11 protein-coding genes and 2 pseudogenes are annotated in these 13,817 nt (G+C 67.6%); 11 read left to right on the top strand and 2 right to left on the bottom strand.

The genetic code is table 11. The features are described 5' to 3' along the window. The first annotated feature begins 99 nt into the window (after positions 1–99). Positions 100–1,098, top strand: a complete 999-nt coding sequence (locus IEX25_RS13765; RefSeq protein WP_188715657.1) for a GlxA family transcriptional regulator — start codon at positions 100–102, stop codon at positions 1,096–1,098. Positions 1,099–1,172: 74 nt separating this feature from the next. On the opposite strand, the gene IEX25_RS13770 is transcribed toward IEX25_RS13765, so the two are convergent. Together IEX25_RS13770 and IEX25_RS13775 are read right to left on the bottom strand one after the other, a co-directional pair. Beyond that, positions 1,173–2,198, bottom strand: coding sequence for a GlxA family transcriptional regulator (locus IEX25_RS13770; RefSeq protein WP_188715659.1), 1,026 nt, complete (start codon positions 2,196–2,198; stop codon positions 1,173–1,175). Between the two features lie 132 nt (positions 2,199–2,330). Continuing rightward, entirely contained in the window at positions 2,331–3,086 is a 756-nt protein-coding gene (locus tag IEX25_RS13775; RefSeq protein WP_188715661.1) for an IclR family transcriptional regulator domain-containing protein, read from the bottom strand. Positions 3,087–3,190: 104 nt separating this feature from the next. On the opposite strand from IEX25_RS13775, the gene IEX25_RS13780 reads away from it, so the two are divergent. The 10 genes and pseudogenes from IEX25_RS13780 (at position 3,191) to acnA (ending at position 13,720) form a co-directional block, all read left to right on the top strand. Further along, positions 3,191–3,925: a 3-oxoacid CoA-transferase subunit A gene (locus tag IEX25_RS13780; RefSeq protein WP_188715663.1), complete on the top strand. Its 735-nt coding sequence runs from the start codon at positions 3,191–3,193 to the stop codon at positions 3,923–3,925. Beyond that, positions 3,922–4,593 carry a 3-oxoacid CoA-transferase subunit B gene (locus tag IEX25_RS13785; protein ID WP_188715664.1) on the top strand — a complete coding sequence of 224 codons (672 nt, stop codon included), beginning with the start codon at positions 3,922–3,924 and terminating at the stop codon, positions 4,591–4,593. The genes IEX25_RS13780 and IEX25_RS13785 overlap by 4 nt, the downstream gene beginning before the upstream one ends. A 1-nt stretch (position 4,594) precedes the next feature. Next, positions 4,595–5,179: pseudogene (locus IEX25_RS13790) on the top strand (thiolase family protein); the annotation flags it as partial. A 49-nt stretch (positions 5,180–5,228) separates the two neighbouring features. Further along, a complete protein-coding gene (pcaF, locus tag IEX25_RS13795; RefSeq protein ID WP_188715666.1) occupies positions 5,229–6,431 on the top strand; it encodes a 3-oxoadipyl-CoA thiolase in 1,203 nt (400 codons plus the stop codon). Positions 6,432–6,453: 22 nt separating this feature from the next. Next, a pseudogene (locus IEX25_RS13800) lies at positions 6,454–6,558 on the top strand (electron transfer flavoprotein subunit beta/FixA family protein); the annotation flags it as partial. A 608-nt stretch (positions 6,559–7,166) separates the two neighbouring features. After that, a complete protein-coding gene (locus IEX25_RS13805; RefSeq protein ID WP_188715668.1) occupies positions 7,167–8,138 on the top strand; it encodes a Bug family tripartite tricarboxylate transporter substrate binding protein in 972 nt (323 codons plus the stop codon). 54 nt (positions 8,139–8,192) lie between these two features. Then, positions 8,193–8,663: a tripartite tricarboxylate transporter TctB family protein gene (locus tag IEX25_RS13810; RefSeq protein ID WP_103174991.1), complete on the top strand. Its 471-nt coding sequence runs from the start codon at positions 8,193–8,195 to the stop codon at positions 8,661–8,663. Positions 8,664–8,675: 12 nt separating this feature from the next. Continuing rightward, positions 8,676–10,175, top strand: a complete 1,500-nt coding sequence (locus tag IEX25_RS13815) for a tripartite tricarboxylate transporter permease (RefSeq protein ID WP_103174992.1) — start codon at positions 8,676–8,678, stop codon at positions 10,173–10,175. A 57-nt stretch (positions 10,176–10,232) separates the two neighbouring features. Then, the gene (locus IEX25_RS13820) at positions 10,233–11,105 is read left to right on the top strand and encodes a GntR family transcriptional regulator (RefSeq protein WP_188715671.1); all 873 of its coding nucleotides are present in this window, start codon (positions 10,233–10,235) and stop codon (positions 11,103–11,105) included. A gap of 53 nt (positions 11,106–11,158) precedes the next feature. Further along, complete coding sequence (gene acnA, locus IEX25_RS13825; RefSeq protein ID WP_188715691.1) at positions 11,159–13,720, top strand: aconitate hydratase AcnA; 2,562 nt, start codon at positions 11,159–11,161, stop codon at positions 13,718–13,720. Positions 13,721–13,817: the final 97 nt, after the last annotated feature.

A 13,817-nucleotide genomic window follows, 5' to 3' on the forward strand; every position in this document is an offset into this window, starting at 1 on the left:
GGCGAACCTTGCAGGGGCGAATCCGGTATGGTTCGAAACTGCCAGAAAGGGCCTGGTCATGACTGGATGGCTGCGCCAGGAAAATGTTATATTTGCGTCATGCGCGATACCGTTCTTCCCAAGCCCGATTCCCTTCGCCTGCGCGTCGGCTTTCTGCTGGCCCGGCGCTTCACCCTGTCGGCCTTCGCCAACTTCGTGGACGTGCTGCGGCTGGCCGCGGACGAGGGCGACCGATCCCGTCCGATCCGCTGTTCCTGGCGGGTGCTGGCGACATCGGGCCAGCCGGTGCAGTCAAGCTGCGGCATCGCCGTGTCGCCGGGCGAGAAGCTGGGCGATCCGTCGCGCTTCGACTATATCGTCGTGGTCGGCGGCCTGATCGACGAGATCGAGCGGCTTGAACCCGAATACACCGCCTTCCTGCACCGCGCGGCCAAGGCGGGGGTGCCGCTGGTGGGCGTCTGCACGGGGGCCTTCATCCTGCACCGGGCGGGGCTGATGAATGGATACCGCTGTTGCGTCAGCTGGTTCCACCACGAGGATTTCCTGGAACAGTTCGACGGGCTGCGCCCCGTGTCCGACCGCATCTTCGTGGTGGACCGCGACCGGCTGACCTGTTCGGGGGGCGCCAGTTCCGCGCATCTGGCGGCCTTCCTGATCGACCGGCACATCGGTCGGGCGGCGGCGCAGAAAAGCCTGCACATCATGATCATCGACGAGGCGATGGCCGCCGACGATCCCCAGCCCGGTTTGCCGCTGGAATTGAAGTCCGACGACCCGCTGGTCCGCCGCGCCCTGCTGATGCTGCAGCAGAACATGGATTCGCCGCCCCCGGTGGCCGAGGTGGCCGCCCATCTTCAGGTCAGCCGCCGCAAGCTGGAACGCCATTTCGCCGCTTCCCTGTCGATGTCGCCGGCCGATGCCTTCATGCGCATCCGCCTGTCCCAGGTGCGGATGCTGCTGTCACGCCCCGACCGCACCATCAGCCAGGTCGCCGCCGAAACCGGGTTTTGCGACGCATCCCACCTGATCCGCGTGTTCCGCGACACGGTCGGGATGACGCCCGAGCAATGGCGGAGGACCGGTCAGGTCCAAGCCTGATCCTGTCCCCGCCGCCACATGTCAGGCCCCAGGGTTGACCGCCATGTAGGGTGCGTGCTTGCACGCACCATGCCTCAGCTTGCCAGGGCCAGGACCGTGTCGGAACACCCAGGCAGCGCGACCACGGTGCCGGCCTTCTGCACCCCCCGTTCGCGGTATGGCGATGTCCCATAGCGGTCCCGATAGCATTTCGAGAAATGCGAGGAACTGGAGAATCCGCAGGCGATGGCGATCTCGATCAATGGCAGGTCGGTGTTCAGCAGCAACTGCCGCGCGCGGGTCAGGCGGGCTTCCAGGTAATAGCGTTTCGGGCTGCGGTTCAGATACCGCATGAACAGCCGTTCCAACTGGCGGGTGGACATGCCCGCATCGGCCGCAAGCCGCGAGGGGCTGACGGGGTTTTCCAGGTTCGCCTCGATCCGCGCCACCACGGCGGCCAGGCGGGGATGGCGGATGCCGATGCGGGTGGCGATGGACAGCCGCTGGTGATCGCGCCCCGTGCGGATCGTGGTATGCAGCATCTGGTCGGCGATCTGGGACGCCAGATCCGCCCCCTGCGCCTGGCCGATCACATGCAGCATCATGTCGATCGAGGATGTGCCGCCCCCCGCCGTCAGCCGCGCGCCGTCATCCACGAAGACCTGCCGGTGCAGATCGACCTCGGGGAAGGTTTCGGTGAAGGAATCGTGGTTTTCCCAGTGGATCGTGGCGCGCCGCCCGTCCAGCAGCCCCGCCTTGGCCAGCACATGGGCGCCCGTGCAGACGGCGCCCAGCGTCACCCCCGCCCGGGCCTGCCTGCGCAGCCATGCCAGCACCGGCCGCGTCGCCTGCGCGGTGATCGCGTCGCCCCCGCAGACGATCACCACATCGTCGCGACCCAGGGTGACATCATCGTCGAACCCGCCGTCCAGCCGGATCTGCGATCCGTTGGAACAAGTCGCGAATCCGCCCTCGGCCCCGATCAGGCGCCAGTCGTAAAGCTGGGTGCCGGCCATCTTGTTGGCCAGGCGCAGGGCATCCAGTGCCGCAGCGAATGGCAGCATGGTGAAGCGGTTCAGAAGCAGGAAGGTGAAGCGCCGGGGGGTGGAAGACTGTGCCATGGATCACCTATCGCGCGACGCTGCGGACGTTTCGTGACGCAGCGTGACAGAGAGCGCCGCCGCCGGGATGGATCTTCGCGACAAAATGATATGAGGCTTGCGGCACGGCCCCAAGACCTTGGCCTGGGGCAGCTAGCGCAGCACGCGCCGTAGCCCGTCCTGCACCTTCAGAAGCGCCTCCAGATACAGCCGGGCCAGATCGGCCGCATCCGCCTGGACGGCCGCGACCCCGGTATTCAGCGCCGCCACGACGCGGCCATGCACGGAAAGAAGCGGCACGGCGATCGACCGCAGGCCCAGTTCGACCTCCTGGTCGATGACCGCGTATCCGTCGCGGCGGGCGGCATCGACGCGGGCCATGATCTCGGCCGGGTCGGTCAGGCTGTGGGGGGTGCGCGGGGTCAGGTCGGAGGCCTCGACGATGGCGCGGGCCTCGGGGGCGGGCAGGGCCGCCAGCAGCACCCGGCCCATCGACGTGCAATGCGCGGGCAGGCGCGATCCGGGCATCAACCCGATGGACATGACCCGCCGCTGGGCCGCCCGGGCCAGATAGACGATCTCGGTCCCGTCCAGGATCGACACGGATGTGGACTGGCCGATCCGGTCCGACAACTGGTCCAGCCAGGGCTGCACCATCTGCGCCAGGGGCATCGCGGCCAGGGCCCCCATGCCCAGCCGCAGCACGCGGGCGGTCAGCGTGAAGAACTTGCCGTCGTAATCGGCATAGCCCAGCTGATGCAGCGTCAGCAGGCATCGCCGCGCCGTGGCGCGATCAAGCCCGGTGGCGTCGGATACATCGGAAATCGACATGCGGGGGTGTTCGGCGCGAAACGCCTCGATCACGCGCAGGCCCTTGGCAAGGGATCCGATGGTGTCCTTGTTCGCCATGCGCACTGATTCAGGCGCGCTGCGAACAAAAGTCAAGATGCGCACGAAAAGCCTGTGCAGCATGGCGCGCCGGATCTAAGGGCGAAGGAAACGCAGGAGGATCCATGGACAAGCGCATTGCGACCCTGGCCGAAGCCGTGGCCGACATTCCCGACGGCGCATCGGTCATGATCGGCGGTTTCGGCGGATCGGGTGCGCCGATCGAACTGATCCACGCCCTGATCGACCGTTACTTGGCGACCGGCAGCCCCCGGAACCTGACCATCATCAACAACAACGCGGGCAACGGCCATGTCGGCATCGCGGCCATGATCGAACAGGGCATGGTCGCGAAGATGGTCTGTTCCTTCCCCCGATCCGCCGATCCCCGCGTCTTCACCGACAAGTACCTGGCCGGAGAGATCGCGCTGGAACTGGTCCCCCAAGGCACCCTGGCCGAACGCATCCGCGCGGGCGGGGCGGGGATCCCAGCCTTCTATACGCCCACGGGCTTCGGCACCGATCTGGCCAAGGGCAAGCCGGTGGCGGAGTTCGACGGGCGCAGCTATGTCCAGGAACGCTGGCTCAAGGCCGACTTCGCGCTGATCAAGGCGGAAACCGGCGACAGCTTGGGCAACCTGACCTATCGCATGGCCGCGCGGAACTTCGCGCCCCTCATGGCGATGGCTGCGGCGCGCACGGTAGTGCAGGTCAGCCGCGCGGTGGAACCCGGCGGCATCGACCCGGAAGCGGTCGTCACCCCCGGCATCTTCGTGGACGCCATCGTGACCGTTCCCGACCCTGCGCACGAAGAAGACCTGAACCGCGCCAATGCGCATCATCCAAAGGTGACGGCATGACCGCCAAGCTGACCAATGCCCAGATTGCCTGGCGTGCCGCCCAGGACATCCAGGACGGCGCCTATGTGAACCTGGGGATCGGCTTCCCGGAAATGGTCGCCCGCTTCCAGCCTCCCGGCCGCCAGGCGATCTTTCACACCGAAAACGGCATCCTGGGCTTCGGAGAGGCCCCCGCGCCGGGCGCGGAGGACTGGGATCTGATCAATGCGGGCAAGAAGGCCGTGACGATCAAGCCCGGCACCGCCTTCTTCCACCATGCCGACAGCTTCGCCATGGTGCGGGGTGGTCACCTGGACGTGGCGATCCTGGGCGCCTATCAGGTGGCCCAGAACGGCGATCTGGCCAACTGGTCCACGGGACCGAAGGGCGTGCCCGCCGTAGGGGGCGCGATGGATCTGGTCCATGGCGCGAAACGCGTGGCGGTCATCACCGACCATGTCACCAAGGACGGAAAGCCCAAGCTGGTGGAGGCTTGCGCCTTGCCGCTGACCGGGGTGGCCTGCGTCACGCGCATCTATACCTCGCTGGCCGTCGTGGACATCAAGGGCGGGCATTTCGTGCTGCGCGAAAAGCTGGCGGCGCTGTCCTTCGACGACCTGCAATCCCTGACCGGCGCGCCCCTTCACCTGGATGGCGACGTGGCCGAGTTGATCGTCCCCGAGGTTTGAGATGACCCACGCCTATCTCTGCGACTACATCCGCACGCCGATCGGCCGCTTTGGCGGCGCGCTGTCGATGGTCCGTGCCGACGACCTGGGCGCCGTGCCCTTGCGGGCGCTGATGGCGCGCAACGGGGGCTTGGACTGGGGGGCGGTCGATGACGTGATCTTCGGCTGCGCCAACCAGGCGGGCGAGGACAACCGCAACGTGGCGCGCATGTCGTCGCTGCTGGCCGGCCTGCCGGTCGAGGTGGGCGGCACCACCATCAACCGGCTTTGCGGCTCGGGCATGGACGCGGTGATCGCCGCCGCCCGCGCCATCAAGGCGGGCGAGGCCGAGCTGATGATCGCGGGCGGCGTCGAGTCGATGTCGCGCGCGCCCTTCGTGATGCCCAAGGCCGAGAGCGCCTTTTCGCGCAACACTGCCGTTTACGACACCACCATCGGCTGGCGCTTCGTCAACCCGCTGATGGCGGCGCAATACGGCGTGGACAGCATGCCCGAGACGGCCGAGAACGTGGCGGAAGAGTTTTCCATCAGCCGCGCCGACCAGGACGCCTTTGCGCTGCGCTCGCAGCAGAAGGCCGCGGNCGCACTCAAGGCCGATCCGGCGCAGCCGGTTTTCATTCAAGGGGAGGATCCGCATGACCCACGCCTATCTCTGCGACTACATCCGCACGCCGATCGGCCGCTTTGGCGGCGCGCTGTCCTCGGTCCGCGCCGACGATCTGGGCGCCGTGCCCTTGCGGGCGCTGATGGCGCGCAACGGGGGCGTGGACTGGCAGGCCGTCGATGACGTGATCTTCGGCTGCGCCAACCAGGCGGGCGAGGACAACCGCAACGTGGCGCGCATGTCGTCGCTGCTGGCGGGCCTGCCGGTCGAGGTGGGCGGCACCACCATCAACCGGCTTTGCGGCTCGGGCATGGACGCGGTGATCGCCGCCGCCCGCGCCATCAAGGCCGGCGAGGCCGAGCTGATGATCGCAGGCGGCGTCGAGTCGATGTCGCGCGCCCCCTTCGTGATGCCCAAGGCCGAAAGCGCCTTTTCGCGCCAAGCCGAGATCCATGACACCACCATCGGCTGGCGCTTCGTCAACCCGCTGATGGCGGCGCAATATGGCGTGGACAGCATGCCCGAGACGGCCGAGAACGTGGCGGAAGAGTTTTCCATCAGCCGCGCCGACCAGGACGCCTTTGCGCTGCGCTCGCAGCAGAAGGCCGCGGCGGCCCAGGCCAATGGGCGTCTGGCGCAGGAAATCACCCCCGTCGAGATCGCGCAGCGCAAGGGCGACCCCAAGCGGGTGGACCGCGACGAACATCCGCGCGAGACCACGCTGGAGGCCCTGGCGGGGCTGAAGGCGCCCTTCCGCAAGGGGGGAACGGTCACGGCGGGCAATGCGTCCGGGGTGAACGACGGGGCGGCGGCGCTGATCGTCGCATCCGAAGCCGCCGCGAAGAAACACGGCCTGACCCCCATCGCCCGCATCCTGGGCGGGGCGGTGGCGGGCGTGGCCCCGCGCATCATGGGCTTTGGCCCGGCGCCCGCCTCGAAAAAGCTGATGGCGCGGCTGGGCCTGACCCCCGCCGATTTCGACGTGATCGAGCTGAACGAGGCTTTCGCCAGCCAGGGCCTTGCCACCCTGCGCGACCTGGGCATCGCCGATGACGATGGGCGCGTGAACCCCAACGGCGGGGCCATCGCCTTGGGCCACCCGCTGGGCATGTCGGGCGCCCGCATCACCGGCACGGCGGCGCTGGAACTGGCCCGCACCGGCGGCAGGCGCGCGCTCGCCACCATGTGCATCGGCGTGGGCCAAGGCATCGCGGTCGCGCTGGAACGCGTGTGACAGGAAGAAAGGAACCATTCTCATGAAGATCCTGGTCCCGGTGAAGCGGGTGATAGACTACAACGTGAAGGCCCGGGTTCGTGCGGACGGGTCTGGGGTTGATCTGGCGAATGTGAAGATGTCGATGNTCGGGGCGGGTTTCCAGCCCGGCCAGTGTGACCAGCGGGATCCTTGATCCGGGTCTCGATTTCCGCGCACATGATCTTCGGCACGTCTGCCGGGTGCATGGCCTCCCAGCCCAGGCCTGACGGCCAGACCCCGACCCAACAATGCCGCGCGGCCGCCACGCCGGGGCTGCTTGTATGCGACATCGGACGGCGCGTTTCGCCCCGAAGTTCGCCTTGGTCACCATGCCCCGGATCTCGCCCGACCCAGAGCAGTGGCAGGTCTTGACGATCCCCGCATGGATCGCCGCCACCTTGACCCAGTTTGTCAGTCAGGTCGTCGGCTGCACGGTGCCCGCGTCAACTCGGGCCTGCAGCATCCGGGCGCCGGTCGCAAGATCGGGGCGGGGGAAAGGCCTGTCTTGGCCGCTTTCCGCCTATTTCTTGCCGGTCCGGAAGCGCGGAACATGCGGAAATGCTGGAAAGCCCTGTTGTCGCTGGTATGGTGTCAGCGGGGCACGACGCGGAACAATCGGCGGCCCTTCCCTTCCCCCGAAAAATAAATTGCATTTTATTGATTTTTTATGCATTGTTGATCCGATCGCATCCATGCGACATCAGGGAGGATACAATGACATTCTTTCGTTCCCGGCTGGCCGCAGCCTGGCTGATCGCGGCTGGCGCCGCATCCTTCGCCCCCGCCGCCATGGCGCAGGATCTGGAATTGACCATCATGGCCCCTGCAGGCGCCGGCGGCGGCTGGGATTCCGCCGCCCGTGCCCTGCAAGAGGTGATGATGTCCACCGGCAACGCCCGCAGCGTGCAGGTGGTCAACGTCCCCGGCGCGGGCGGCACGGTCGGCCTGGCGCAGTTCGTGCAGGGCGCGGCGGGCAGCCCCAACCAGCTTCTGGTCGGCGGCATCACCATGGTCGGCGCGATCATCACCAACAAGGCGCCCTATGACCTGACCGCCGTCACCCCCCTTGCGCGGCTGACGGGCGATCCGCTGGTCGTGGTGGTTCCCGCGTCGTCACCCTATCAGACGATGTCCGACCTGATGGAGGGCATCAAGGGCGACGTGGAACGCACCATCTGGGCCGGCGGATCGGCGGGCGGTGCGGACCACATGCTGTCGGCGCTGATCACCCAGGCGGCGGGCGCGGATCCGGCCAAGGTGAACTATGTCGCCTATTCCGGCGGGGGCGAGGCCCTGGCCGCGATGCTGGGCGGGCAGGTGACGGCGGGGATTTCCGGCTATGGCGAATGGCAGGGCCAGATCGAATCGGGCGACTTGCGCGCGCTTGCGATTTCCTATCCCGAAGCCATCGAGGGGATCGAGGCCCAGCCGCTGAAGGCCCAGGGCATCGACATCGAACTGGTGAACTGGCGCGGCATCTTCGCCGGACCCGGCATCAGCGACGAGGACAAGGCAACCCTGGAACAGGCCATCGCCAAGACGGTCGAATCCCCCGAATGGCAGGATCTGCTGAAGGCGCGCGGCTGGTCCGACTACTATGCCCCGTCGGATGAATTCACGGCCTTCATCGCGTCCGAATCCGAACGCGTGACGTCCATCCTGACCTCGATCGGCCTGGCCGAATAACCGCGGCGGGGGCCTGGCGCCCCCGTTTTCGCTTGACCCATTGGGGGACCGTCCGTGACCACACCGACCGCACGGGGCCTGCACCGGCCCACGCTTGTCATCGCCGTCGCCTTGTTCGCCCTGGCCTTCATCACCTGGCGCGATGCAAGCGCGATGCAGATCCGCGCCACCTATGGCATGGGCGCGGATGCGGCGTCCTATTTCGTGGCGCTGTTCCTGGCGCTGATGGGGGCGGGCCATCTGGTTGCCGCCTTCCGCTGGGGGGACGATCCCGGCCCCACCGACTGGAAGGCCGTGGGCTGGGTGGCCCTGGGCCTGGGCAGCCTGATCGCCGCGCTGTGGTTCGGGGCGGGCTTCATCATCGGGTCCACCCTGCTGTTCGTCTTCACCGCCCGCGCCTTCGGCCGCCGGGCCTGGCTGGCCGACCTGGCCCTGGGCCTGATCCTGGCGACGGGGATTTTCCTGCTGTTCAACAAGCTCTTGACCCTGTCCCTGCCGATGGGACCGGTCGAGCGGCTGTTCTGAGGAGGTCGCAACATGGAATCGCTGGCCTTCCTGATGCAGGGCTTCGGCACCGCGCTTGATCCCATGAACCTGGCCTTCGCGGCCATCGGCGTGCTGCTGGGCACGGCCGTCGGCGTGCTGCCCGGCATCGGGCCTGCGCTGACCGTGGCGCTGCTGCTGCCGATCACCTTCAAGCTGGACCCCGGCGGGTCGCTGATCATGTTCGCGGGCATCTATTACGGCGGCATGTATGGCGGATCGACCACCGCGATCCTGCTGAACACGCCGGGGGAAAGCGCCTCGGTCGTCACCGCGCTTGAAGGCAACCAGATGGCCCGGCGCGGACGGGGCGGCCCGGCCCTTGCGACCGCCGCCATCGGGTCGTTCGTGGCCACCCTGATCGCCACGATGGGGCTTGCCTTCTTTGCGCCCCTGCTGGTCAAGGTCGCGATCCAGTTCGGGCCTTGGGATTACTTCGGGCTGATGCTGATCGCCTTTGTCACCGTGTCGGCGACCTTTGGATCCTCGCCCCTGCGCGGTCTGACCAGCCTTGCCATCGGGCTGTGGCTGGGCCTGATCGGCATCGACCAGTTGACCGGGCAGGCGCGGCTGGCCTTTGGCGTCCCGAACCTGCTGGACGGGGTCGAGGTCACCACCCTTGCCGTCGGCCTGTTCGCCATAGGCGAGGCGCTGCATGTCGCGTCCCGCCACCTGTTCAACGACGAAAAGCCCATCGCGATCAAAGGGTCGATCTGGATGTCGCGCCAGGACTGGCGGCGGTCCTGGAAGCCCTGGCTGCGCGGCACGGCGATCGGCTTTCCGATCGGGGCGCTGCCTGCTGGCGGGGCCGAAATCCCGACCTTCCTGTCCTACACGACCGAACGCAAGCTGGCCGAAAAGCCCGAGGAATTCGGCCAGGGCGCCATCGAGGGCGTGGCAGGCCCCGAGGCCGCGAACAACGCATCCGCCGCGGGCACCCTGGTTCCGCTGCTGACGCTGGGGCTGCCCACCTCGGCCACGGCGGCGGTGATGCTGGCGGGGTTCCAGCAATACAACCTGCAACCCGGCCCGCTGCTGTTCGTGCAGCACCCCGATCTGGTCTGGGGCCTGGTCGCGTCGCTGTTTATCGCCAACGTCATGCTGCTGGTGCTGAACCTGCCATTGGTGGGGCTGTGGGTGCGGCTTTTGAAGATCCCTCTGCCCTGGCTTTACGCGGGCATCCTGGTCTTTGCCTGCATGGGCACGATCGCCGCCAATCCTTCGGTGGTGGAACTGATGATGCTGGTGGCCTTTGGCGTCCTGGGCTTCATCATGCGGCGATACGACTATCCCATCGCGCCGGTGGTCGTGGGGCTGATCCTGGGTCCGATGGCCGACAGCGCCCTGCGCCGGTCCCTGCAGATGAGCCTGGGCGACCCGATGGTCCTGCTGCAGCATCCGGGATCGGCCACGATGATCGGCATCGCCGTCTTCGCCCTGCTGGCGCCCTTCGTCTTCAAGGGCCTGGCCCGGTTCCGCCAGGACGAGGACTGATCACGCAAGAAGGGCGGCGCGGTCCCGAACCGCGCCGCCCGTTTCAAGGAGGGTTTCATGGCGCGCGCCAGTCTTTCGCCTCAGATCATGGCCCGGATCGTCGAACATGTGCGGCAGACCGACATGAAGGCGGGCCAGCACCTGCCCGCGCAGGCCCTGGCCGACAGCTTCAAGGTGTCGCGCCAGCCCATCGTCAGCGCGCTGAAGAAGCTGCAACAGATGGGCATCGTCGAGGCCGCGCCCAATCGCGGCTATTTCCTGGCCTGCGACGCCGACACGATCCCGGACCTGGATTGCGACGCGGCGGGCGATGACGTCCTTTACGACCGCATCGCCGCCGACACCCTGGGGGGCCGCCTGCCCGAACGGCTGAGCGAGAACGAACTGATGCGCCTTTACGGCGTCACGCGCGGCCGGCTGCTGCGGGTTCTGCGCCAGATCGCCGACGAAGGCTGGATCGAACGGCTGCCCGGCAACGGCTGGGAATTCCGCGAGATCCTGACATCGCGCAAGGCCTATGCCGACGCCTATCAGTTCCGCGCCGCGACCGAGATGCAGGCCCTGCTGCTGCCAAGCTTCCGCATCGACCCTGCCGCCTTTGCCGCCGCCCGCCGCCATCAGCAGCAGCTTCTGGAAAGCTATGGCGGCGAATCGCGCGAAAAGGTCTTCGGCACCAACATCGAATTCCACGAAATGCTGATGACCTGCGCCAACAACGACTTCTTCCTGGATGCGGTCCGGCGGATCAACCGGGTCCGGCGGCTGATGGAATACAGCATCACCCATGACCGCAGCCGGATGCCGCAGCAATGCCAAGAGCATCTGCAAATCCTCGACCTGATCGAGGACCGCGACATGCAGGCCGCCGCCACCTTCCTTTACCGCCACATCCGGGAAGCCGGGAACATCAAGTCAGCCTTGTTCACCTGATTGCATTTAATACCGACGTAATGCTATCATGTTCCTGATCCAGGGGCATGGTCATGCAGTTTGCGGCAACATTCGACGGACGGACGATCATCGACCTGCCCCGGGCGGCGGGGAATGCGTTGCGCCGCCTGCCGCATATCCACCGCCTGCTTCTGGAAAATGTGCTGCGCGCGGGTAACGACCCCCAGGCCGGGCGGGCCGCGATCCTGGACTGGCTGGCGACGGGCAGCAGCACGGCCGAGATCGCCTTTCAGCCGGGCCGCGTGCTGATGCACGACACCACATGCGGACCCGCGCTTGTCGATATCGCGGCGATGCGGTCGGCCCTGGCCGAGGCGGGGTTCGACCCCACGCTTCTGAACCCCATTCTGCCCGTCGATGTCTCGACCGATCATTCGCTGGCGGTCGATGCCTATGCCCGCCCCGACGCGATGGCGCGCAACATCGAAAACGAATACCGCCGCAACGCCGAACGCTATCGCTTCATGAAATGGGCCACGAACACGCTGTCGAATTTCCGCGTCCATCCGCCCGGCACCGGCATCATGCACACGCTGAACCTGGAACGGCTGGCCACCGTGGTCACGACCCGCGACGGCTGGATGATGCCCGACACGCTGATCGGCACCGACAGCCACACGCCCATGATCAACGGCATCGGCGTTCTGGCCTGGGGCGTCGGCGGGATCGAGGCCGAAAGCGTCCTTTTCGGCATGCCGGTGATGCTGCGCGTCCCGGACGTGATCGGCGTGCGGCTTTCCGGGCAGTTGCGCGACGGCGTGATGGCCACCGACCTGGCGCTGACCGTGACGGAACGGCTGCGGCGCGTCGATCTGGCCGACCGCTTCGTCGAATTCTTCGGGCCGGGGGTATCCAGCCTGTCGGCGGGCGACCGGGCGGTGATCGCCAACATGACGCCGGAATTCGGGGCCAATTCGGGCTTTTTCCCCGTGGATGCGGCGACCGTGGCCTATCTGCGCCAGACCGGGCGCAGCGCCGATCATTGCGCCCTGGTCGAAGGGTACTGCCGCCGCCAGGGTCTGTGGTTCGACCCGCAGGAGGTCCCGGTCTTCACCGATGTCGTGGACCTGGACCTGTCGGGGGTTCAGGTCAGCGTCGCCGGTCCCCGCCGCCCCCAGGACCGCATCCCGGCCCAGGCCACCGCCCAGGCCACGGCTGCGATGCGCGGCACGCCAAAGCCCGCGCCTGCGGGCCATGCCCCTGACGGCGCGGTTGCCATCGCCGCGATCACCAGTTGCACCAACACCAGCGATCCGCGCCTGCTGGTGGCCGCCGGTCTGGTCGCGCGCAAGGCCCGCGCCCTGGGCCTGACGCCGCCGCCGCATGTCAAGACCTCGCTGGCGCCGGGATCGCCGACGGCGGAACGATACCTGCGCCGCGCCGGTCTGCTGGAGGATCTGGAGACCGTGGGTTTCGGCATCGTCGGTTACGGCTGCACCACATGCATCGGCAATTCCGGCCCCTTGCCCGACGCCGCCGTCCAGGCCCAGGCCGAGGGCCGGTTGCAAGTCGCGGTGCTGTCGGGCAACCGCAACTTTCCGGGCCGCGTGCATCCGCAACTCGAAGCTGGCTTCCTGGCCTCGCCCCCCCTGGTCGTGGCCTTCGCGCTTGCCGGCGATGTCGAACGCGACATCCTGGCCGATGAGATCGCGCCGGGCGTTTGCCTGTCCGACCTGTGGCCCACGGGGGCCGAGATCGACGCGGCCCTTGCCTTGGCCCAGGACAGCGCCGATTACGCCGCCGCCTATGACGGGGCCGAGGCGGATGAACGCTGGCGCGACCTGGACGCGCCCGCCACGCCGCTTTTCCCCTGGAACGAGGCATCGACCTATATCCGCCGCCCGCCCTTCGCCGATTTCGCCGCGCCCCGCGACAGCCATATTTGCGCGGCCCCGATCCTGGTTCTGGGCGACGACATCACCACCGACCATATCTCGCCCGCAGGGGCAATCCCGAAGGACAGCGAAACTGGCCGCTATCTGATCGGGAAGGGCGATGCCCCGCATGACCTGAATGTCTTCTCGTCCCGGCGCGGGAACTGGGAAGCCATGCTGCGCGGGCTGTTCACCAACGGCGCGGTCACGAACCTGCTGGCCCTCGGCATACCACCCGGCAGCACGATTCTGCCCGACGGTGAGATCCTGCCCTTGTGGCAGGCGGCCCGGCGGTATCGGGACATGAACACCCCCGTCGTGATCGTTGCGGGCGAACGCTATGGCATGGGATCGTCGCGCGATTGGGCGGCCAAGGGGGCGGCGCTTCTGGGCACGCGGGCGGTGCTGGCGGTCAGCTTCGAACGCATCCATCGGTCGAACCTGATCGGCATGGGCATCCTGCCCCTGCGCCTGCCCGATGGCGTCACGCCAGGGTCGCTGGCCTTGACCGCCCAGGACCGGATCGAGATCGACCTGGATCCCGCCCGCCTTGCCCCGCGCGCGCCGGTGCGCGTGCTGGTGCACCGGCCAGGGCGCGCGGTCGAGGCCCTTGAGGCGACAGCCGCCATCGAAACCAGCCTCGAGATCGAGACGCTGGCAAGGGGCGGGCTGATGCCGCTGATCCTGGACCGGGTGACGAGCGGGAAGGCCCGCGCCTAGGACCTTCCCGCGGCCCACATGGGTCCGCCCTTCCATCGTGGAAAGCCGTATCCGTGGATTTCCACCAGGTCGATGTCGGCGGGGGTTGCGGCGATGC

Source organism: Paracoccus acridae (genome assembly GCF_014642735.1).
GTDB classification, from domain to species: domain Bacteria; phylum Pseudomonadota; class Alphaproteobacteria; order Rhodobacterales; family Rhodobacteraceae; genus Paracoccus; species Paracoccus acridae.

Bases quoted from the DNA above. Each gene is read 5' to 3' on its own strand.
- IEX25_RS13805 (WP_188715668.1), top strand. From the start codon at position 7,167: ATGACATTCTTTCGTTCCCGGCTGGCCGCAGCCTGGCTGATCGCGGCT.
- IEX25_RS13785 (WP_188715664.1), top strand. From the start codon at position 3,922: ATGACCGCCAAGCTGACCAATGCCCAGATTGCCTGGCGTGCCGCCCAG.
- IEX25_RS13815 (WP_103174992.1), top strand. From the start codon at position 8,676: ATGGAATCGCTGGCCTTCCTGATGCAGGGCTTCGGCACCGCGCTTGAT.
- IEX25_RS13820 (WP_188715671.1), top strand. From the start codon at position 10,233: ATGGCGCGCGCCAGTCTTTCGCCTCAGATCATGGCCCGGATCGTCGAA.
- IEX25_RS13770 (WP_188715659.1), bottom strand. From the start codon at position 2,198: ATGGCACAGTCTTCCACCCCCCGGCGCTTCACCTTCCTGCTTCTGAAC.
- acnA (WP_188715691.1), top strand. From the start codon at position 11,159: ATGCAGTTTGCGGCAACATTCGACGGACGGACGATCATCGACCTGCCC.
- pcaF (WP_188715666.1), top strand. From the start codon at position 5,229: ATGACCCACGCCTATCTCTGCGACTACATCCGCACGCCGATCGGCCGC.
- IEX25_RS13780 (WP_188715663.1), top strand. From the start codon at position 3,191: ATGGACAAGCGCATTGCGACCCTGGCCGAAGCCGTGGCCGACATTCCC.
- IEX25_RS13765 (WP_188715657.1), top strand. From the start codon at position 100: ATGCGCGATACCGTTCTTCCCAAGCCCGATTCCCTTCGCCTGCGCGTC.
- IEX25_RS13775 (WP_188715661.1), bottom strand. From the start codon at position 3,086: ATGGCGAACAAGGACACCATCGGATCCCTTGCCAAGGGCCTGCGCGTG.